The 19,843-nt window shown below is 72.3% G+C and carries 17 protein-coding genes; 10 read left to right on the forward strand and 7 right to left on the reverse strand.

The window, feature by feature from the left end; genetic code table 11:
• Positions 1–83: 83 nt before the first annotated feature.
• Entirely contained in the window at positions 84–974 is an 891-nt protein-coding gene (gene metF, locus AB0E88_RS23420) for a methylenetetrahydrofolate reductase [NAD(P)H] (RefSeq protein WP_361633499.1), read from the reverse strand.
• Entirely contained in the window at positions 971–1,954 is a 984-nt protein-coding gene (locus AB0E88_RS23425) for a carbohydrate kinase family protein (protein ID WP_361633502.1), read from the reverse strand. The genes metF and AB0E88_RS23425 overlap by 4 nt, the downstream gene beginning before the upstream one ends.
• A gap of 220 nt (positions 1,955–2,174) precedes the next feature.
• On the opposite strand from AB0E88_RS23425, the gene AB0E88_RS23430 reads away from it, so the two are divergent.
• Both AB0E88_RS23430 and AB0E88_RS23435 read left to right on the forward strand, forming a co-directional pair.
• Positions 2,175–2,477, forward strand: coding sequence for an Ada metal-binding domain-containing protein (locus AB0E88_RS23430; RefSeq protein ID WP_361633505.1), 303 nt, complete (start codon positions 2,175–2,177; stop codon positions 2,475–2,477).
• Entirely contained in the window at positions 2,474–3,004 is a 531-nt protein-coding gene (locus AB0E88_RS23435) for a hypothetical protein (RefSeq protein ID WP_361633508.1), read from the forward strand. Before AB0E88_RS23430 ends, AB0E88_RS23435 begins: the two co-directional genes overlap by 4 nt.
• Before the next feature lie 156 nt (positions 3,005–3,160).
• Here the strand turns inward: AB0E88_RS23435 and AB0E88_RS23440 are convergent, their stop codons facing one another.
• The gene (locus AB0E88_RS23440) at positions 3,161–5,713 is read right to left on the reverse strand and encodes a discoidin domain-containing protein (protein WP_361633511.1); all 2,553 of its coding nucleotides are present in this window, start codon (positions 5,711–5,713) and stop codon (positions 3,161–3,163) included.
• Positions 5,714–6,479: 766 nt separating this feature from the next.
• Between AB0E88_RS23440 and AB0E88_RS23445 the strand changes: the two genes are divergently transcribed.
• Positions 6,480–7,190 (forward strand): helix-turn-helix transcriptional regulator, encoded by a 711-nt coding sequence (locus AB0E88_RS23445; protein ID WP_361633514.1) that lies wholly within the window; start codon positions 6,480–6,482, stop codon positions 7,188–7,190.
• 130 nt (positions 7,191–7,320) lie between these two features.
• Here AB0E88_RS23445 and AB0E88_RS23450 read toward each other — a convergent pair whose 3' ends face one another.
• Positions 7,321–8,781: a nucleobase:cation symporter-2 family protein gene (locus AB0E88_RS23450; protein WP_361633517.1), complete on the reverse strand. Its 1,461-nt coding sequence runs from the start codon at positions 8,779–8,781 to the stop codon at positions 7,321–7,323.
• Between the two features lie 811 nt (positions 8,782–9,592).
• On the reverse strand, positions 9,593–9,820 hold the full coding sequence (locus AB0E88_RS23455) for a hypothetical protein (RefSeq protein WP_361633650.1): 228 nt from the start codon (positions 9,818–9,820) through the stop codon (positions 9,593–9,595).
• Between AB0E88_RS23455 and AB0E88_RS23460 the strand changes: the two genes are divergently transcribed.
• The 5 genes from AB0E88_RS23460 to AB0E88_RS23480 all read left to right on the forward strand — a co-directional run bounded on the left by AB0E88_RS23460 (position 9,804) and on the right by AB0E88_RS23480 (position 13,634).
• A complete protein-coding gene (locus AB0E88_RS23460) occupies positions 9,804–9,890 on the forward strand; it encodes a DUF3761 domain-containing protein (RefSeq protein ID WP_361633639.1) in 87 nt (28 codons plus the stop codon). The genes AB0E88_RS23455 and AB0E88_RS23460 overlap by 17 nt on opposite strands.
• A 511-nt stretch (positions 9,891–10,401) precedes the next feature.
• Positions 10,402–11,895 (forward strand): TerD family protein, encoded by a 1,494-nt coding sequence (locus AB0E88_RS23465; RefSeq protein WP_361633519.1) that lies wholly within the window; start codon positions 10,402–10,404, stop codon positions 11,893–11,895.
• 323 nt (positions 11,896–12,218) lie between these two features.
• A complete protein-coding gene (gene panD, locus AB0E88_RS23470) occupies positions 12,219–12,638 on the forward strand; it encodes an aspartate 1-decarboxylase (RefSeq protein ID WP_361633522.1) in 420 nt (139 codons plus the stop codon).
• 34 nt (positions 12,639–12,672) lie between these two features.
• Entirely contained in the window at positions 12,673–13,017 is a 345-nt protein-coding gene (locus AB0E88_RS23475) for a GNAT family N-acetyltransferase (protein WP_361633525.1), read from the forward strand.
• A gap of 143 nt (positions 13,018–13,160) precedes the next feature.
• Complete coding sequence (locus AB0E88_RS23480; protein ID WP_361633642.1) at positions 13,161–13,634, forward strand: carboxymuconolactone decarboxylase family protein; 474 nt, start codon at positions 13,161–13,163, stop codon at positions 13,632–13,634.
• An 862-nt stretch (positions 13,635–14,496) separates the two neighbouring features.
• Here the strand turns inward: AB0E88_RS23480 and gndA are convergent.
• Positions 14,497–15,936, reverse strand: a complete 1,440-nt coding sequence (gene gndA / locus AB0E88_RS23485) for an NADP-dependent phosphogluconate dehydrogenase (protein ID WP_361633528.1) — start codon at positions 15,934–15,936, stop codon at positions 14,497–14,499.
• Positions 15,937–16,300: 364 nt separating this feature from the next.
• On the opposite strand from gndA, the gene AB0E88_RS23490 reads away from it, so the two are divergent.
• On the forward strand, positions 16,301–17,527 hold the full coding sequence (locus AB0E88_RS23490) for a transglycosylase family protein (RefSeq protein WP_361633531.1): 1,227 nt from the start codon (positions 16,301–16,303) through the stop codon (positions 17,525–17,527).
• Here the strand turns inward: AB0E88_RS23490 and AB0E88_RS23495 are convergent.
• Positions 17,517–18,800, reverse strand: a complete 1,284-nt coding sequence (locus AB0E88_RS23495; protein WP_361633533.1) for a DMT family transporter — start codon at positions 18,798–18,800, stop codon at positions 17,517–17,519. The genes AB0E88_RS23490 and AB0E88_RS23495 overlap by 11 nt on opposite strands.
• Before the next feature lie 227 nt (positions 18,801–19,027).
• On the opposite strand from AB0E88_RS23495, the gene AB0E88_RS23500 reads away from it, so the two are divergent.
• Positions 19,028–19,837 (forward strand): (2Fe-2S)-binding protein, encoded by an 810-nt coding sequence (locus AB0E88_RS23500; RefSeq protein WP_361633535.1) that lies wholly within the window; start codon positions 19,028–19,030, stop codon positions 19,835–19,837.
• The last annotated feature ends 6 nt before the right edge of the window (positions 19,838–19,843 follow it).

Consider the following 19,843-nt stretch of genomic DNA (forward strand, 5'->3'; position numbering starts at 1 on the left):
GGCGCGGCCCGCACGCTGCCACGGCGGTGGCCGTACGGGCCCCGCCACCCGGCGGGACGCACCCTCAGCAGTGGCCGGTGACCTCAGCCGACACGGGAACTCCTCGCGGTCATGACGTCACGGTGGATGTCCAGGGCCGCGGTGGACCTGTTCAGGGTGATGTAGTGCAGGCCGGGCGCGCCCTCGGCGAGCAGCCGCATGGCCATGGCGGTGGCGTACTCGACGCCGATCCGGTGGCCCGCCGCGGCGTCGTCCCGGGCCGCTTCCAGACGGTGGGCGAGGTCCTCGGGGAACGCCGCGTGGGACAGTTCGGCGAACCGGCGGATCTGCCGGACGTCGGTGGCCGGCATGATCTCCGGGATGATCGGGATGTCGCAGCCCGCGGCCGCCACCCGGTCCCGCAGCCGCAGGTAGTCCTCGACGCGGAAGAACATCTGGGTGATGGCGTAGTCGGCGCCCGCCCGGCATTTGGCGACGAAGTGCCGGATGTCGGAGTCCCAGTCGGGCGAGCGCGGATGCCGCTCCGGGAAGGCCGCCACCCCGATGGTGAACTCGCCCAGCGAGCGCACCAGTTCCACCAGTTCACGGGCGTGGGTGAAACCGTCCGGGTGCGCCGTCCACGGGCCGTTCGGATCGCCGGGCGGATCTCCGCGCAGCACCAGGACGTCCCTGATCCCCGCGTCGGCGTACTGGCCGATGATGTGCCGCAGTTCGGCCACCGAGTGCCCGACGGCGGTCAGGTGCGCGGCGGGCCGCAGGGTGGTCTCGGCGGCGATGCGCCGGGTGACCTCGACGGTCCGTTCGCGCGATGAGCCGCCGGCGCCGTAGGTGACGGACACGAAGGTGGGGGAGAGGGCTTCGACGCGGCGGATCGCCCGCCACAGGGCGCGCTCCCCGGCCGGCGTCTTCGGCGGGAAGAACTCGAACGAGAACGAGGGAACACCGTCCGCCAGCGCCTTCCGCAGCCCGCTCATGACAGCCTGGCCAGGCGCGGCTCCATCGCACGGGCGGCGTCGTGCCCGTATGTGCGCTCGACACGCTCGATCAGATCCACCGCGAGCAGCTTGTACTCCTGTGTGCCGACCGTCTCCAGGACGATCGCCGCCAGTGCGCAGCCGAGCTGCGCCGCCCGTTCCTCGGGCCAGTCCCAGCTCAGCCCGGCGAGGAAGCCGGAGCGGAACGCGTCCCCCACCCCGGTCGGGTCGGCGATCTTCGCGGTGGCGACGGCCGGCACGTCCAGTCGGGGCTGACCGCACCGCGCAAGGGAGACGCCCTCCGCTCCCCGGGTGGTGATCCAGGTACCGACACGGTGCAGGATGTCCCGCTCGCTCCAGCCGGTGCGCTCCCGCAGCATCGCGGACTCGTACGCGTTGGTGAACAGCAGGTGCGCGCGGTCCACGAGACGACGGGCCTGGGTGTCGCTCAGGCGGGCGAGCTGCTGCGAGGGGTCGGCGGCCAGGAGGATGCCGGCACGCCGGGCGGTCTCGGTGTGGCGCAGCATCGCCTCCGGCGCGTCGGCGCCGACGAGCACGAGATCGAAGCCGCCGCAGCGGGCCGCCTCCGCGGCGAGGTCGATCTTCGCGGCGTCGGCCATGGCACCGGCGTAGAACGTGGCGATCTGGTTCTGGGCCTCGTCCGTCGTGCACACGAACCGGGCGGTGTGCAGCGTCTCGCTGATCCTGACCGAGTCCGTGTCGACGCCGGCCGCGCGCAGCCACGCCCCGTACTCGGCGAAGTCGGATCCCGCGGCGGCGATCAGTCGCGGGGTCAGTCCGAGCCGTGCGAGTCCGAAGGCGATGTTGGCGGCGACACCGCCGCGCCGCACGTCGAGACGGTCGACGAGGAAGGAAAGGGACACCTGTTCCAGCCGGTCGGCGATCAGTTGGTCGGTGAACCGACCGGGGAAGGACATCAGATGGTCGGTGGCTATCGAGCCGGTCACGGCGATTCGCACGACGGTCTCTCTCCTTGAACCCGGGGTCGAGGGGTACGGCCCGGTGCCCGGCGGCCGGGTCGCGCGGGGCGCCGGGACCGGGCCCCGGCGGTGTGGTGCTGCCCCGGCACGCAAGCCTGCCGCGCGCCGCTGAAGCACCGGTCCAGCTCGCCCCGCCGGCCGCGAGGTGGACGTCCGGATACCGCCGGTCCGGCCGCCCGGGATGGTGCACAGTGCCTGTGTGGACAGACGACGGCTCGACGGCACGGATCCTGCGGCGGCGCCGGGCGGCTACACGCTGACCGGCACCGACGGGCGGCCCTACCGCAGCGACGTGGCCGGCCGGTACGGCGGCTACCGGCGCGGACGGATCTACGGACGGCTGGACTGCCCCTCCGCGCTGCGGCACATCGCCCGCGGGAACTACGTACCCCACCGGGTGTTCTTCGCGGACGAGGCGACCGCGCTCGCCGCGGGCTACCGGCCGTGCGCGGTCTGCCTTCCCGATCGCCACCGGGCGTGGCGTACGGGGGAGCCGTCATGAACGAGTCCTCTCCGCGGCTGCTTCCGGCCGACCTGTCCGACTACGCACCGTGGCCCGCGGCCCGGCCGCACACCGGCCGCGAACTCGCGCGCGTGCTCGCGCTGCTGGAAGGCGCCGGGCTGCGCGGCGGCAGCGTCGCCCTGGGCCATGGCCGGGACGCCGCGTCGAAGGACGCCGCCGAGGCGTTCGCCGACGCCTGGCAGAGCGCCGGCGGGCGGCTGGCCGCAGTGGTCGACTGGCCCGAGGACGCCGCGTCCTGGCTGCGCCAGGCTCACCGGCTGACCCGTCCGCAGCCGGACGCCTGGGTGGTGGCCGCGGCGCCGGTCGGCTGGGCCCAGATGAGCCGCCGGCTGCGGCACAGCACGGACTGGGACCCGCGCCGCACGTTCGGTTTCGCGTGCCTGGGCGACTCGCGTCTGGTCACCGCGGCGGGGCCGGGCGTCCTGGACGGGATGTGCGGCGCGACGGCGGACGGCAGGGTGTGGACGGTCCGCCGGGGCTGGGTCGTCGAGTCCGACGGCGCGTGACGGCTCGCCGCCGCGGGCCGCCTCGTGCTCTTCGTGTCCCGCGAACCGGGCCCGAACCGGGCCAGAACCGGGCCCGAGCCGGCTCGACGGCTCGCGCCCACGGCGCACCGCAGGTAGCGATGCGCCGTGGGCCGGATGGCCGGGGACGGCCGGCGGTCAGGGGAACTGGACCACCTTGGACGGGACGGTAGCGGTGCCGGAGGTGGGAGCGCCGGTGGCGTTGACGACGTGGGCGTACTGGCCCTTGCCGCCCAGCGAGATCACCAGCAGGTCGTGCAGCTTGATCCCTGGCCCGACGGGCACCTGGAAGCCGTGGGCCTGCACGATCGAGGGGTCGGCCGTGTAGTTGCAGTAGCTGCCGAGGCCCCAGGCCTCGTGGGTGGTGACGGTGTCGGCGACCTTGTACGCGGCGTAGCCGACGATGCCGTCGTGGGTGATGGCGGCGGCGTTGGGGGCGTCGTACGCCTTCTCGTTCTGGAAGAAGATCGTGCGGCCGCGCTCTCCGCTCCAGTAGACGTCGTACTTGTTGAAGTGCTCGACGAACAGGCCGGTGGCGAGTACGTCGTTGCCGTTCACGCGCAGGCCGTAGTCGGCGCGGTTGGTGTCCCAGCCGACGCCGCTGCCGTGGTCGGCGCGCCACAGCCAGGTGTGGTCGATGACGACGTTGTTGCTGTTGACCACCACCGAGTTGGTGGCGAGGCCGGGGCCGGCGCCGCCGATGCGGACGAACACGTCCTGCATCGTGGTGGGGTTGGCGGAGTGGTCGGCGGTGGAGCCGGGGGTGCCGATGCGCAGCAGCGTGTCGGAGTTGACGGGGCCCGCGTCGATGAGGAATCCGGCGAGCCTCACGCCGTCGACGTCGGCCACGTGCATCGCGTCGACGCCGTTGTCCGGGACGAGGGTGGCGAGGCCGAGACCGAGGACGACCGTGTTCGCGCGGGTGACGTCGATGGTCCGGTCGAGGTGGTAGACGCCGGGCGTGAACAGGAGGTTGAGGCCCTGGGCGAGCGCCTGGTTGATGGTGGCCGCGGTCGCGCCCGGTTTGACGACGTAGAACTGGTCGAGCGGCAGGGACGTGCCGGCGTTCGCCGGCCAGGAGACTCCGCGGGCGTTGGTGCGCTTGGCCGGGACGAACACCTTGTAGGTGGAGCCGTCCAGGTAGAGGAAGGGCTTCTCACGGGAGACGGGGGTGGTGTCCAGGGTGGTGTAGGGGCCGCTGTCGAAGTCGGTGGCCGGAGCGCCCTGGACGCCGGTGAAGGTCATGTTCCACACACCGTTGGTCCAGCCGCCGACCGAGCTGTCCCGGGTGTACCACTGCTGCTGGGAGTACGGGCCGACGGTGCCGTCGATCCTCGAGTCGGCGATATAGCCGCCGGACGCCCAGCCGTAGCCGTTCGGCGCGAGGTTGAGACCGCCCTTGACGTGGATACGGCGGAAGGGTGCGGCCTGCGCCACGGCCCAGCGGTCGGTGCCGTTGGACGGCGTGATGGCGAGGTTCTCCGCCGAGCGCCAGAAGTTCTGGGTGGCGTTGCCGTTGAACCAGCCCGCGTCGACGGTGACGTCACCGTTGATCTGGGTGTCGTCGGGGTTCAGGCCGAGGCCGGAGATGGAGGTGTAGAAGCCGATCTGGGCGTTGATGCCGTTGTAGGTGCCCGGCTTGAGCAGGAACTGGTAACGGCCGGTGCCGAACTGGTTCGACTCCTGCCGGGCGAAGACGTCGTCGAACTTCTGCTGGAGGTTCGGGGTGGAGGGGTCGACGACGATGACGTTCGGCCCGAGGTCGCCGCCGCCCTGGACGGGCGGGACCTGCGTGGTGCCGGTGTGCACGGCGACCTCCCACAGGGAGTATCCGTACCCGGTTCCGCGTGCGGTGCCGTAGATGCGCACGTACCGGCCGGAGCCGCTGACGTCGTAGGACGCCGTGCCGCCGCTCGCGCCGGTGACGCTCTTGAGGGTGCTCCAGCTCTGCCCGTCGGAGGAGGCCTGGATCTGGAAGTCCTTGCCGTAGGCGGCCTCCCAGTTCAGGTCCACCTTGCACAGGTCCTGCACCGAGCCGAGGTCGACCTGGATCCACTGCGGGTCGGCGGACTGGCTGGACCAGCGGGTGGAGGTGCTGCCGTCGAAGGCCGCCGAGGCGGGGGTGCCGGCGTTCTCCGTGGTGGAGGCCGAGGCGGGCCTGCCCTGTGCGGAGTCGGCCGTGCCGCAGGCGGACGGGGTGCCGCCGGCCGCCGAGCCGAACACCTGGAACTCCCAGAGGGAGTAGCCGTAGGGGGTGGCGCGGTGCACGCCGAGCATGCGCACATAGCGCCCCTGCCCGGACACGGCCAGGGTGTCGAGCCCTCCGTCTCCGCCGGTGACGGACTTCAGGTCGGTCCAGGTGCTGTGGTCGGCGGAGATCTGGACCTTGTAGTCCTTGCCGTAGGCCGCCTCCCAGTTCAGCACCACCTGGGAGACCGAGGCCGTGGCCCCGAGGTCGACTTCGAGCCACTGGTCGTCGGTGGCGGACGAGGACCAGCGGGTCCCCGTGTTCCCGTCGACCGCGTAGGCGGCGGGGGTGCCGTTGTTCTCCTGCGAGGAGGCGGTGACCGTCTTCCCTTGCGACAAGGGGGTGTCGGCCGCGGAGGCCGCGAAGGCCCCGGTGTGGGTGAGGGGCAGAGCGCTCAACGCGGCCGTGGTGGCGAGCGCGACGCCCAGGGATCTGAGTCTCATACGAGTCCCTGCGGGTGGGGGTGGACGAGTGCGGACACAAGGGTGGGACTTGACTGCACCGGCGCACGCGGGCATGGCAAACGGCTGTGCCGCGTGCTTAGTTCACGACTTGAGTTAACTAGTGATGTCGGCAGGGTGACAAGACCCCGGCAGGGAAAGCGTGCGGGATTCCGGGCGGTCCCGGAGCGCGGCGAGGGAGCGACGCCGGCCCACGACGCCCCCACGCATCGAGTACGGCTGCCCCGACGGCCCCGAGCCCGCAGCCGGCTTCGCCGAGCAGTGCGCGCCGCAGCGGACCTGCTCACCGCGCCGGTCCTCGACTGCTCCAGCCGCTCGACTGTGTCCTCGTTCCGGGCCGCACCGCCGACGGCGGGAGCGGGTAGCGATGAGGTGAGTACCCACGGTAAGCGTCAACGCATTCCGCATAATCACCCCGCTTTCGATGTTGGTTTCCGTCGAATTTTAGCCAAGTTTCTACGTGATTCGTTGTCCCAGGGTCTGCGTGTCCCGGGGTCTCGCCCCGGCGGTCCGGCCTCCCGCCCCTCGACGGCCCGCCGTGTGGCGGATCAACCCAGGTCAGAGTGGCGCGCTCGGATGTTCCGCCAAGGGGTGGCGACGGCGTTCACGGCCGCGACGGATACGGAGTCGTCAGGACAGTGCCCCGCGGGGTCCGATTGCTAAGGTCACGGCCTCCTGGAACCCCTTCCCCCCGTCCTGTCCCCAGCCCTGTCCGGCTCGTGGCGGGCTCCAGCGAGGTGCCGACGACATGTCCGAAGTCCCCTTCTCTCCCGCTGAGGCGCAAGCCGCCCGGCTCCGCATGGGTATGACTCCCGATCAGGTCGCCGAGGCGATGACACGGATCGGCGTACCGACCCTGCCGCGGACCGTCGTCGCCGCGGAGGAGGGTGTGCACCGGCCGGGTGAGTCCTACCTGTTCGCACTGGCATCGGTTCTGTGGTGCGCGGTGGCCGACCTGATGGGCGCGCAGCCGCGGACGCTGCGCGAGTTCCGCCTGGCCCGGCAGCTGAACGCCGACCAGGTGGCGGCCCGGATCGGCATGGACCCGGGGCAGTACGCCCGGGCCGAGTACGAGGAGTTCTGGACCGGGGACTCCGGCCAGACCAGGGAGCTGTCCGACGTCCTCGGCGTGCCGCTGCCGTACCTCATCGAGGTGATCGGCCAGGACACCGAGCTGGTGGAGCGGCTGCGGACGGCGGTCCTGGGCCGGTGGAAACCGCACGTCAGATCTCTGTCGCGGGCCACCGGAGCAGCCGAGCCGGTCGTGGCCGACGCCCTGCGCACGCTGTGCGAGGAGTACGCCGCCTTCGAGGAGCGGTACATGGGGCATCTCGTCGCTCGCAACGGCGATGCCCGGCTGAGGGAGACGGCACGGGAGCGGGCCGCCTGGCTGAGGGCCCTGCCCTCTCGATTCCGCGACCTGCTCGCCGCCGACGGCGCCGGGTTCCCGCGAGGCTGACGGCGACCCCATCGCCGTACGGCATGGACCCGCGGGGTGTCCATCGCTGTACGGCATGGACCCGTGGGGTGTGGAACGGACGGTGAGCCGCACCCCGCGGAGCCCTCAGCCGGACAGGGCGGCCTTCACCTCAGTGGCGTTCCCCCGCACGCCCGTTGTGCCACGGCGACGAGATCCCGGGCGCCGGACCGGCGTCTGCCTCCGGCGCCGCCAGCTCGTCCCAGCCGATCTTCGCCGGCGCATGGCGGTTGAACGCGTGGAAGAAGAGGTTGAGGAGGATGGCGGTGAGGCTGCCGAGGGTGATGCCGCTGTCGAGCACCGCCTGCAGCCCGCCCGGCAGCTTGTCGAAGACCGTCTCCAACGCGGTCGGCAGCAGGGCCGCCCCCAGGCTGACGGCGAGGATCAGCGCATTGCGCTCGTCCCGCAGGTCGACCTTGGCCAGGATCTGGATGCCCACGGTCGCCACCATGCCGAACATCGCGACCGCAGCGCCGCCCAGCACCGGTTGCGGCACGGAGGCGACGACGGCCGCCACCTTCGGCAGCAGACCCAGGACGATCATGATGACGCCGGCCGCGACCACCACGTACCTGCTGCGGACGCGGGTGATGCGCACCAGGCCGATGTTCTCGGCGAACGCCACGTAGGGGAAGGAGTTGAACACCCCGCCCAGCACCGTGGAGAGGCCGTCGGCGCGCAGCGCCCGGGCCACGGTCTCGCCGTCGACGCGCTTGCCCGTGACCTCACCGACGGCGTACACGTCGCCGGTCGTCTCGATCATGGTGATCAGCATGACGACGACCATCGCGAGGATCGGCAGCGGCTCGAACCTGGGAAGGCCGAAGTGGAACGGCGTGGTGAGCCCGAACCAGTCCGCCTGGGAGACGGCGTAGGCGTCGGCGTCGCCCCGCAGGTACGAGACGACGGTGCCGCCGACCAGGCCCAGCAGGACGGCGATGCTGCTGACGAAGGCCCCGCCGAACCGCGACACGACCAGGATGAACAGCAGGGTGCCGCCGCCGTACGCCAGGTTCACCGGGTCGCCGAACGCGGGGGAGTCCTTCAGGGCGGCGCCGCCCCCGATGTCCTGGAGGGCCACGGGAATCAGTGTGAAGCCGATGACGGTCAGGATCGTCCCGGTGACCACGGGCGGGAAGTACTTCACGAGCCTGCCGAAGAAGGGAGCCGCGAGGAACGTGGCGATTCCGGCCGTGATGACCGAGCCGTAGATCACCAGCAGGCCGGCTGTGCCGCCGCCGGCCCCCAGGCCGATGGCGATCATGGGGGAGACCGCCGTGAACGTGGCGCCCTGGACCAGGGGCAGGCGGGCGCCGATCCGCCAGAACCCGAGGGCCTGGATGATCGAGGCGATGCCGCAGGTGAACAGGTCCGCGTTGATCAGGTGGATGAGGTCCTCGTCGCTCAGCCCGAGGCTGCCGCCGAGGACGACGGGGACGATCACCGCGCCGGCGTAGAACGCGAGCACGTGCTGCAAGCCGTACAGGGAGAGCCGCGGGAGCGGGAGGATCTCGTCGACGGGGTGGGGGTGCCGCCGCCGGGCCGTGTCGGGAGCCGGGGTCGGATGTGCCATCTCTGCCTTGCCTTTGAGCGGTAGGTGAATGAGAGGGGAGGGGGCCGCTGCCGGCCGGCGCGTGCGTCCTCGGGTGGGAGGGCGGGGCGCAGCGGATGTCCTGGATGGCAGGAGTGGGGAACACGTCCGTCGCGGCGGAGGTCGATCCGCCGATGGGGTGGGGGACGGACAGAGGGACGGAAGGGCACACAGTAGGAGCCCCGTGCCGGGTTACCCGCACGTCGGGGCGATCCGTGATCATCTCTTCACTGCCCTGAGACCATCCGACCTCGGAATTGACGGTGCGTTTGCCTACGGAGGGGGGAATGGAGGGGCGAAGGGCGGCCCGGAGGCTTGGATCCGAAGGCTCCAGGCATGTCGGACGGATGCGTCACGGCGGGGCCACGCCTCAACGGGCGCGACCGGGCGCAGGGGTCGGCGCTTGGTTGCCCGTAGGGAACACGCGAAGCCACCCATGGCGCCGGCGAGTGCCATGGCTTCGGTAGCAAGGAAGTCATCGCGATTATGTAAAGGACGTGTGTGCGGTACAGGGGATTTTTGTAAAGTGCTCAACTGACCGGGCCGTCGCGTCCGGATGTTCCGTAGTGGGGGGTCACCACGTGAATCAGAACCAGCCCGGTCCGCCGTGGGCCGTTCGCCCGCCGGAGCCTGTCCGGATGCCTGACATCCGCCCGTTGCACAAGCGCAAGCGCGTGTGGGCCGGCGGATTCACACTGTTCGTCATCGGTGCCACGATCGCGAGCGCAGGGTCCAGCGAGGCAAGTTCCACTCCAGGCCCCCGAGTCACCGCGACCGTCACCGTGACCGCTGCTCAGACGGCCGCGCCGGCTCCCACGGTCACGGTCGCGGTCACCACAACGGCCACGCCGCATCCCACGGTGACCGTCACCAGGACGGTCACTCCCGCGTCGACGGCGACACACCAGTCGAGTTCCGGCTCCTCCGGTGGTGGGGGCGGCAGTTCGTCGGGCGGCTCCTCCGACTCCGGTGGCGGAACGTCCCACCCGGCCGGGGCCACCGCCCTGTGCAACGACGGCACGTACAGCTACGCGGCACATCACCAGGGCGCCTGCTCGCACCACGACGGTGTGGCCGTCTTCTTCAGATAGAAGCTGAGGCGCCTGCCCCGGCCGACCGGGCCCTGAGCGGCAATTCGGCCGCGCCGCCATGGCAGGCGGCCGCGGGGTGCCCTGGCCGGCCGTACCCGCATCACAGCGAGAATGCAGAGGAACCATGGCTTTCGGCTTCCGCCTGGGTGTGCCAGGAATGAGTGTGCGGGTCTCGACTCGGGGTGTGCGCGCATCCGTGGGACCCCGGGCCGCGCGTATCAGTGTCGGCAGCGGTGGCACGCGGATCTCGTCCGGGATGGGCCCGCTCTACGCCTCGAGCTCGCTGGGCGCAGGGCGCCGTACCGGCACGAGCCGCACGAACCGCCGGCGGACAGGCGCCCCTTCACCGGCGCAGCTGGACCGTGCCCGCCGCCAAGCCGAGCGCGCCCGGCAGGAGGCACAGCGTGACGCCGCGATCGCCCAACTGCGAGAGCTGCGGCGGCAGACGACAAGCGTGCACCTGCAGTCCTTCGCCCCGATCGCTCCGCCAGTGGTGCCGGGACCCCCGCAGTTGAGTCTGGCTTGGGCTCTGGCGGAGGCACAGGCCCATCATCTTGCCGGGCTGGGGATCTTCGCCCGCGCGGAGCGTGCTGCCGCCAAGCAGCGAGCAGAGGCGGACGCGCCGATGTATCTCGCCGCCGAGGAGGTCCGCCTGCACAGCGTCCACCAGCGGCTCGTCGCCGAGGCCGACCAGTGGTGGCGGTGCCTGCTCGGCAACGACGAGGAAACCGTGTGCGAGATGGTCAACTACGCCTTCTCCGACAACCCCGCCGCAGGCTGTGCCGTGGGAGTCGCCGACTCGGTCCTGTCGGTGGTGATGCGGCAGCAGGACATCGACACGCTGCCCGATCAGACGCCCGGCCTCACGCCCAGTGGCCGCCCCACCCTCAAGAAGCTCACCAAGAGGGACCGCACCCTGTGGTGGCTCACCGCGATGGGGTCGAACGTCGTCGCCACGCTCAAGGAGGCGTTCGCCGTGGCGCCCGGGATCACCGCCGTCGACCTTGCCGTCCTCACCCGCTTGCCCGACACCCAGCGGCTCGGCATCGTTCTGTACGGCCGCTGGACGCGCCAGGTCGTCGAAGGCGGGCCCTGGCGGGACGAGAACGACGCGCTGCGGTTCCTCGACATCGGCCAGGACGTCGCCTGCGCGGTCACCAGAACCGCTTCCGGCAACCTGTCCAGCACCATCAAGCCTCTGGACACCAGTCGGCTTCCCGGGCTTCAGAGTCTCCTCGACCATGCCCAGGACGACCGAGCCCTGGGTGACGCCACCCTGGCCCACCTGGACGGCGACCTCCGTGCCAATGTCCCCGACGCGCACTCCACTCACTCGACGGATCACTACCGCATCAGCCCGTTCGCCGAGTGGAAGAGCCAGTCCATCCTGCCGCCGCCGTCCATGGCTCCGGGCCGCACCGCCCCAATGACGGGCCTCGCACCCGCCCCGCCGAGCCACGCCCCTGCCACCGTGCTCGCACCGGGACAGAACGTCGTGCTCCCGGAGGAAGCCCGGCAGGGAATGCACATCGCCTTCGGCTTCGCGGGCGCCGACGCCGATCTCACGCTGTTCCTGACCGACGCGGGCGGCAGGGTCACGTGCGATGAGGACTTCGTCTTCTACAACCAGGACTCGGCTGCCGGGGGCGCCGCCCGCCTCCTGGGCAAGCAGGCCGAAGGCCCGTTCCTGGTGGAACGCGCGGACCTCCACCCCGCCGCGCTGCCGCAGCACATCCAGCGTGTCGCCATCGCCGTCACCATGGATGTCGCCGCCGGCCTTACCTGCGGCGCCCTCACTCACGTCGCCCTGCACGTGAACTGTGCCTCCGGAGCGGCCTGGACCTTTCAGCCCCCCACCGACCCCGGCATTCGCGCCATGGTCGTTGCCGAGCTGTACCGGCACACCCTCGGCGGACAACCGGTGTGGAAGTTGCGCGCGGTCGGCCAGGGCTGGGCGGACGGCCTGGCCGGACTGGCCCGCGCCCACGGTGTCGACATCGAGTAGCGCTACGCGGCAGTCCCGAACGGGAGGCACTGAGCGACACCATCCCGCTCTTTCCCTTGAGCGACCCATCGCTGACGTTTCGTCAATGACGTCGGCGTCTCGTCGGTATCAGTCCTGCGCATTCCGCGAAGAGCGTCCGGGTACGTGCATGGGCGGCAATGTCACGACCTGTCTGGTGCCGTTGAGGCCACGTGCGGAGCCGGCTCGCCAGCAGCGGAGCGATGTTCCTCACACTCTTCGAGTCCCGTGCGTGCCGGCGGTAGAGTGAAGACCGCCCTTGACCTGCACAAAGCGGGCAGGGAGCCGTCTTCCGGGAGTCCGACATGCTGCGCACCATGTTCAAGTCCAAGATCCACCGTGCCACCGTCACCCAGGCCGACCTGCACTACGTGGGATCCGTGACCATCGACGCCGATCTGCTCGACGCCGCCGATCTGCTGCCCGGTGAGCTGGTACACATCGTCGACATCACCAACGGCGCGCGGCTCGAGACGTACGTCATCGAGGGGGAGCGCGGGTCCGGGGTGATCGGGATCAACGGGGCCGCCGCCCACCTCGTGCACCCCGGCGATCTGGTGATCATCATCAGCTACGCTCAGGTCACCGACGCCGAGGCGCGGGCGCTGACGCCGCGGGTGGTGCACGTGGACCAGGGCAACCGGATCGTGGCCCTGGGTGCCGATCCGTCGGAGCCGGTGCCGGGCTCGGACCAGGAGCGCAGCCCGCAGGCCGTCACGGCCTGACGCCGACCCGGCACCCATGATCAGGAGCGTGGCCATGAGCGACATCGACATCCGCGACGACCGGGCCGCCGGCCGGCTGGAGGCCCTCGGCGGCGGCGAGGTCGTCGGGCACATTGAGTACTTCGTGCTCGAATCCCCGCGCACCGCCCTGGTCCCGGTCCACACGATCGTCGAGCCCGCGCACGAGGGGAAGGGCATCGCCTCCTCCCTCGCGCGCGAGCTGTACGCCATCGCCCATCGCGAGGGCGTTCCGGTCGCCCCCCTGTGCCCGTACGTCGTGAAGTGGGCCGCCAAGCATCCCGACGAGGCCCCGGCCGCCGACCCCGAGCTGCGCACCGCGGCGAAGGAGTGGCTGGCCGCCCATCCCGGGCGGTTCTAGAACGCCGGCTCTCGAAGGGGCTCCGGGGGTGCTGCCTGTCGGCGCGCCCTCGTGGTGACGCAGGTCACATCTGAAGCTGTCACATCGAGCTGGGCCGATCCGTCGTATGGGTGCAACCGACCACGACGCACAGGGAGCCCATGATGGACGCTCGGCTGAACCTCTTCGAGAACCCGGTGACGGGCAAGCTCATCCGGCACTTCAACTCCGCCGGAAAGGCGATCGCGGACTCCTCGCTGCCCGCCGCGACGCAGGAGTTGGTGAAGATCCGGGCCAGCCAGATCAACGGCTGCGGCTTCTGCACCGACATGCACACCAAGGACGCGGCGGCCGCCGGGGAGACCTCGGTCCGGCTCAACCTCGTCGCCGCCTGGCGGGAGGCGACGGTCTTCACCGAGGCCGAGCGGGCTGCCCTGGAACTGGCCGAGGAGGGCACACGGATCGCCGACGCGGCGGGCGGTGTCTCGGAGCAGGTGTGGGCGAACGCCGCCCAGCACTACGACGAGGAACAGCTCGGGGCGCTGGTCGGGCTCATCGCCCTCATCAACGCCTACAACCGCGCGAACGTCCTCGTCCGGCAGCCGGCGGGCGGTTACGAGCCGGGCATGTTCGGCTGACGGAGCGTCGGGTGGTGGGGCGGGGGCTCGGGTCACGGCCCCACCCCTGCGGGCAAGGGGCGTCCGGTCGGTGGGCGGCAAGGAGGTCGTCCGGCGGGGGCGCACGGCCGGCCTCGCCCCGCGCCGTGGGCCGCCGGCCCGCCCGCGCCCCCGGCCGGTCCCCGCGCCGGCGACCGGCGTTGGGCCATGCGGAGGGCCCGTCGCGGCTCCAGCGGGTGACTGGTCGCGCGGGCGCCGGGTACGCGGGGGAGTAGTCCAGGAGCCACCGTCGAGCGACTGGCCGGAGGACGCCATGACCGACCCGTACCACGACCCGGTGCACCCGGGCCCGACACCCGGCCCGCACCCCCAGCAGCCGTACCCGGAGCCGGTGTCGCCCCCGGACCCCTCACCGGCCCCGCCACCGCCGGGGCCGGGACCCGAGCCGACTCCGCAGCCGCCCGGGCCGGGCCCCGAACCGACTCCGCAGCCGCCGGGGCCAGGGCCGGACCCCACGCCGCAGCCGCCGGGGCCGCCGCCCGTCCCTCAGCCGCCGGGACCGGGTCCGCAGCCCACGCCGCCACCGCCCGGGCCCGGGCCGATCCCGCCTCCCGGGCCCGGCCCGAACCCGCAGCCCCCGGGCCCGACACCGCTCCCGGAGCCGGACCCGTCCCCGATCCCGCCGGGCCCCGAACCGGTCCCGAACCCGGAACCGGGCCCACCGCTGACCTAGGGCACGTCCAGGGTGGCTGCGGGGTGCAGGGCGGTCACCCTGCACCCCGCCGAGCCCGGCCCCGCGCCCGCCGAGCCGTCGGGGCCGCCGCCGCGCCCGTCGTGCCCGGCTCCGCGCCCGTTGTGCCCGGCCGCGCCGAGCCCCGCCGTTCTACGCCGTGACCTCCGACCGGTCCCCGCCCCACAGCGTGTGGAAGGAGCCCTCGCGGTCCACCCGCCGGTAGGTGTGCGCGCCGAAGAAGTCGCGCTGGCCTTGGGTGAGGGCGGCCGGGAGGCGTTCGGCGCGCAGGGCGTCGTAGTAGGCGAGGGCCGCGGCGAAGCCGGGCGTCGGCACGCCCTGGAGGGTCGCTGCGACCAGCACCTCGCGCCAGCTGTCCTGCGCCGCCGCGATCTCCCGGGCGAACGTCTCGTCGCTCAGCAGGCTCGGCAGGTCCGGCCGCGCGTCGTACGCGGCGCGGATGCGGTCGAGGAACGCGGCCCGGATGATGCAGCCGCCGCGCCAGATCGACGACACCGCACCGAGGTCGATGTCCCAGCCGTACTCCTCGCTGCCCGCGGCGATCTCGTGGAAGCCCTGCGTGTACGACACGATCTTCGAGGCGTACAGCGCCTGCTCCACCCGGTCCGCGAAGGTCGCCGCGTCCGCCTTGGACAGCGGAGCCGCCTTCGGTCCCGCCAGCTCGCGGGACGCGGCCCGCAGCGCCGCGTGGCCCGACAGCGACCGCGCGAAGACCGCCTCCGCGATGCCCGACACCGGCACGCCGAGGTCGAGGGCGATCTGGACCGTCCAGCGGCCGGTGCCCTTCTGCTCGGCCTGGTCCACCACCACGTCCACGAACGGCTTGCCCGTGGCCGCGTCGACGTGCGCCAGCACCTCCGCGGTGATCTCGATCAGATACGAGTCGAGCCGGCCGGTGTTCCAGGTGCGGAAGATCTCCGCGATCTCGGCCGGCGTGTACCCGGCGACCTCGCGCAGCAGCTGGTACGCCTCGCCGATCAGCTGCATGTCGGCGTACTCGATGCCGTTGTGCACCATCTTCACGAAGTGCCCGGCGCCGTCCGGACCGACGTGCGTCACGCACGGCGCCCCGTCCGCCGCCTTCGCGGAGATCTTCTCCAGCATCGGACCGAGGGAGTCGTACGACTCCGTCGAGCCGCCCGGCATGATGCTCGGGCCGTTGAGCGCGCCCTCCTCGCCGCCGGAAATGCCCGTCCCGACGAAGTGGATGCCCCGCTCGCGCAGCTCCCGCTCCCGGCGCCGGGTGTCCGCGAAGTGCGCGTTGCCACCGTCGATGATCATGTCGCCGGGCTCCAGCAGCGGGGCGAACTCCTGGATCACCGCGTCCGTCGGCTCACCGGCCTTCACCATGATCACCAGGCGGCGCGGCCGCTCCAGCGCGTCCACGAACTCCTTGGCGGTCTCGGTCGCGACGAAGTCGCCCTCGTGCCCGAAATCCTCCACCAGCGCGTGCGTGCGCGCCGCCGTCCGGTTGTGCAGCGCGACCGTGTAGCCGTTGCGCGCGAAATTACGGGCGAGGTTGCGGCCCATCACCGCGAGTCCGGTGACGCCGATCTGTGCTGAGGTGCTCATACCGCCTGCTCCCGAAGACCTAGAAGACGAAGACCTAGAAGACGAAGACCTAGAAGACATGGGGACTGGAAGACATATGGGGACTGGAAGACATGGGAAGGGTGGGGGGAAGATCGTGCCGTTCCTGCCCGCCAGTATCGCCTCTCGACCATGCTGACGTGCCGGTACGACGACCGCACATCAGGCGGCGCCGCACCCCCAGTACGCACCGAAGGCGCCCGGCGCCTCAGTCCTCGCCTCAACGGACGGCGATTCCCGGCCACTTGACACCGCCGGGAGGCCGAATCGCTGTCTTGTCACGGTCTGTTCCCGGCGCCTACTGTGCCGCTCCTGACGCTCACGCGTGTCGAGGGGGGCTCCCAGCATGGCCGTACGCGGCCGGCACCGCCGGTACCAGCCGAACAGGATCAACCGCGCCTCACTCACCGTCACGGCGGGCGGTGCGGGCATCGCCCTGCCGCTCATCGGTGCCGGTGCCGGTGCCGCGCACGCCGCCGACGCGAGCACCTGGAACAAGGTCGCCGCCTGCGAGTCCAGCGGTCACTGGAGCGTCAACACCGGCAACGGCTACTTCGGCGGCCTGCAGTTCACCCAGTCCACCTGGGCGGCGTACGGCGGCACCAAGTACGCCGCGCGCGCCGACCTCGCCACGCGGCACCAGCAGATCGCCGTCGCCGAGAAGGTGCTCGACGGGCAGGGCCCCGGCGCCTGGCCGGTGTGCTCGGTGCGCGCCGGGCTGACCAGGGGCGGCCCGGCAGCCGACGTACACCCCGACAGCGCCCGCACCGCCTCCCGGCCCGTGGAGCGGCCCGCCGGACGGTCCTCGGTGCGTGACGTCCAGCCGCAGACCACACCCCAGTCGCGGGCGGGCCGCACCGAGATGTACACCGTGCTCCACGGTGACACCCTCTCCGGCATCGCCGAGACACAGCACGTGCCCGGGGGCTGGCAGCGGCTCTACGAGGCGAACCGCACCACCATCGGCGCCGACCCCGACCTCATCCTGCCCGGCCAGCGGCTGCGGATGCACGGCGGCGGTGCCACGAAGGCCGCCCCGAAGAGCCACGGCCACGCGGGCAGTGCGGCGCCGGAGAAGAAGACGGCGAACAAGGGCAAGGAGCCGGCGAAGAAGACGGCGGAGAAGGCCAGGAAGGTCACGCCGGAGCCGGGCCGGAGGGCCGGCGGTCACGCCCTCGTCGCGCCCGTCGGCGGCGGCATCGGCACGCCGTACCACAGGGCGGGCTCCTCCTGGTCGAAGGGCTACCACACCGGCGTCGACTTCCCCGTGCCGACCGGCACGTCCGTGCGGGCCGTCGGTTCGGGCGAGGTCGTGGACGCGGGCTGGGGCGGGTCGTTCGGCTACCAGGTGGTGATCCGGCACGCCGATGGCCGCTACACGCAGTACGCGCACCTGTCGGCGATCTCCGTACGGGCGGGACAGTCCGTGGGTGGCGGTCAGCGCATCGGCCGTACCGGTTCCACCGGCAACAGCACGGGCCCGCACCTGCACTTCGAGGTCCGTACCGGACCCGGCTTCGGGACGGACGTGGACCCGCTGGCGTATCTGCGAGCCGGCGGCGTCAGGATCTGACCCGGGCGCGATGCCGGTCCGGTACCGGCACGGGTTCGCCCGGCAGGAGCACAGGGACACAGGGGCTGACGTACAGCGGGGCACAGACGTAGAGCACCTCGTCGGTCCCGCTCGCCCTCTCCCCGCCCCGGGGCGCCGCCGAACGCCCGCCGGAAGGCGCCGGGGCCACGGGAACGGGCCGTACCCCTACCTGAGCCGGCACGGCCGCCACGACCGGCACCTCGACGGGCGCCGGTCCGGCCGCCGGCACCGCGAGGGGCGCAGGCACCGGCACCGGCCCCTCCGGAGATGCCTCCGCTGAGACGGGGTCCGGCACCTCCAGCGATGCGTCCACCGAAACCGCGTCGGAGGGCGGCACCGGCGACTCCGGCGATGCCGGCGCCCCCGCCGTCGCCACCGATGCCCGCACCCCCGCCGTCTCCACCGACGCCCGTACCCCCGACGTCTCCGTCAGCCGTTCCGTCGTCAGCAGGATCAGCCCGCCCGCCGCGAGGACCCCGCACCCCAGCGCCAGCACCGTGCCGGTCGTACCGTGGCGGAAGGTTTCGCCGAACATCGTGATGCCCACCGCCGCCGCGACCACCGGGTTCACCACCGTCAGGGTGGCCAGCGGCGCCGTCAGACCGGCGCCGCGGTAGGAGGCCTGGGACAGCAGGATCCCGGCGCAGGCGAAGACCCCGATGACCGCCAGCGACGGCACGTCGGACGCCGCCGGGCCGCCGGTGAGGTCCACGGCGACGGTCTTGGTGAACACCGAGGACATGCCGAACGCCACGCCCGCGGCGGTCGCCAGCAGTACGCCGCGCACCGCCGGATGCCGGTGCGCGGCCCGGCCCGCCACCATCAGCGACGCGACCGCACCACCGGCGATCACCGCGCTGGCCACGCGCTGCGCCGTGTCCAGCGACTGCGCCGCCGCCATCCCGACCAGGGCCAGCAGGCCCGCCAGCCCCACCGTGGCCATGATCGCGCCCCGCCAGGCGGTCGCCCCGGCCCGGCGGCCGACGAACAGGGCCGCCATGGGCAGCGCCAGCACGATCGTGAGCGCGCCGAGCGGCTGCACCAGGCTGAGCGGCCCGCAGGCGAGCGCCACCACGTGCAGCAGACCGCCGAGGCCGTTCAGCGCCAGCGCACCCCACCAGGCGGGCCGGCGCAGCGGTGCGTAGCTCTCGTCGGCGCCGGTCGCGGCGACCCGCTCCTGCACGATCGCCCCGGCCGCGTAGGCGACGGCGGAGACGAGCGACAGCAGGACGGACAACGCGAGGGCGCTCATGAGCGTCTCCTTCGCGGGAGGCGGGGGTTTCGGGCCCGGCGCGACGAACGGTCGGCTTGCATGAGCAACACCATGCCGCTTCGCCCTCTTCCCGTCGTCGTCCCTGAGCACGCAATGCTTCCTACTGCCGATGGAGTACGACTCGTCTCCCGTCATCCCTCAGAGGGGTGACAGAGGTGACGACCCGGTGATCACGGCCTCGAACGCCCTTGGTACTACTGCTGCTCGTGGACCTCGACCCCGGCCTCGCCGCCCTCCGCCCGCTCGGCGGCTTCTTCCTCCTGCGCACGGCCGGCGCCGCGCACGGCGCGCTGCCCACCCTCGCGGACGCCTACGACGCCGGACGGGCAGGGGCCCACCCGGATCCGCTGGACGTCCGCGTGCGCAGGGTCGCCGGCGCCATCCGCGCGCCCGAAGCCAGGGTCGCGGCGTCCATCGCCCACCAGGGGCTGGCGGCCCGGCTGTGGTCCGTGGCCCTCGGCTGCGCCGTGCTGTACGGCACGCTGCCCGACCTTGACCCGGGGCTGCTGCGCTGGGATCCGCGGGGCAGCGCCCCCGACGACCTCTGGCTGACGGCACTGCGCCCCGACCCGCACGCCTCGACCGCACCGGGGGACCACACCCGTGCCGCCCCGCAGGATCTGGCCCGCGCCGTCCTGGACGGCCATCTGCACCCGCTCGCCGCGGCCCTGCGCGCCCGTCACCGCCTGGCCCCCGGTCTGCTGCGCGGCAACGCCGCCTCCGCGCTGGCCGGGGCCGGCCGCCACCTTCAGGGGTGGGCGCTCGCCCACGACCACCCCGACGCCGCGTCCCGCGCCCGCGCCCTGACCGCCGCCCTGCTCGCCCATCCGCACCTCGCCGGAGCCGGCACCCCGACCGGTCCCGCGACCGGCACCCCGACCGGCACCCCGGCCGGTCCCCAAGGGTTCCGCCGCCGCAGCTGCTGCCTGTACTACCGGGTGCCCGGCGGAGGCGTGTGCGGCGACTGTTGCTTCCCGAGGCCCCCGCGCTCTTCCCCACGCGCCCCGTCTGGGTGACCATGA

The sequence above is a fragment of the Streptomyces sp. NPDC028635 genome (genome assembly GCF_040637635.1).
Classification (GTDB): Bacteria; Actinomycetota; Actinomycetes; order Streptomycetales; family Streptomycetaceae; genus Streptomyces.

What these genes read in the sequence shown, in the direction of transcription:
- metF (WP_361633499.1), bottom strand. Translation starts at nt 974, where the DNA reads ATGAGCGGGCTGCGGAAGGCGCTGGCGGACGGTGTTCCCTCGTTCTCG.
- AB0E88_RS23435 (WP_361633508.1), top strand. Translation starts at nt 2,474, where the DNA reads ATGAACGAGTCCTCTCCGCGGCTGCTTCCGGCCGACCTGTCCGACTAC.
- AB0E88_RS23440 (WP_361633511.1), bottom strand. Translation starts at nt 5,713, where the DNA reads ATGAGACTCAGATCCCTGGGCGTCGCGCTCGCCACCACGGCCGCGTTG.
- AB0E88_RS23445 (WP_361633514.1), top strand. Translation starts at nt 6,480, where the DNA reads ATGTCCGAAGTCCCCTTCTCTCCCGCTGAGGCGCAAGCCGCCCGGCTC.
- AB0E88_RS23450 (WP_361633517.1), bottom strand. Translation starts at nt 8,781, where the DNA reads ATGGCACATCCGACCCCGGCTCCCGACACGGCCCGGCGGCGGCACCCC.
- panD (WP_361633522.1), top strand. Translation starts at nt 12,219, where the DNA reads ATGCTGCGCACCATGTTCAAGTCCAAGATCCACCGTGCCACCGTCACC.
- AB0E88_RS23475 (WP_361633525.1), top strand. Translation starts at nt 12,673, where the DNA reads ATGAGCGACATCGACATCCGCGACGACCGGGCCGCCGGCCGGCTGGAG.
- AB0E88_RS23480 (WP_361633642.1), top strand. Translation starts at nt 13,161, where the DNA reads ATGGACGCTCGGCTGAACCTCTTCGAGAACCCGGTGACGGGCAAGCTC.
- gndA (WP_361633528.1), bottom strand. Translation starts at nt 15,936, where the DNA reads ATGAGCACCTCAGCACAGATCGGCGTCACCGGACTCGCGGTGATGGGC.
- AB0E88_RS23490 (WP_361633531.1), top strand. Translation starts at nt 16,301, where the DNA reads ATGGCCGTACGCGGCCGGCACCGCCGGTACCAGCCGAACAGGATCAAC.
- AB0E88_RS23495 (WP_361633533.1), bottom strand. Translation starts at nt 18,800, where the DNA reads ATGAGCGCCCTCGCGTTGTCCGTCCTGCTGTCGCTCGTCTCCGCCGTC.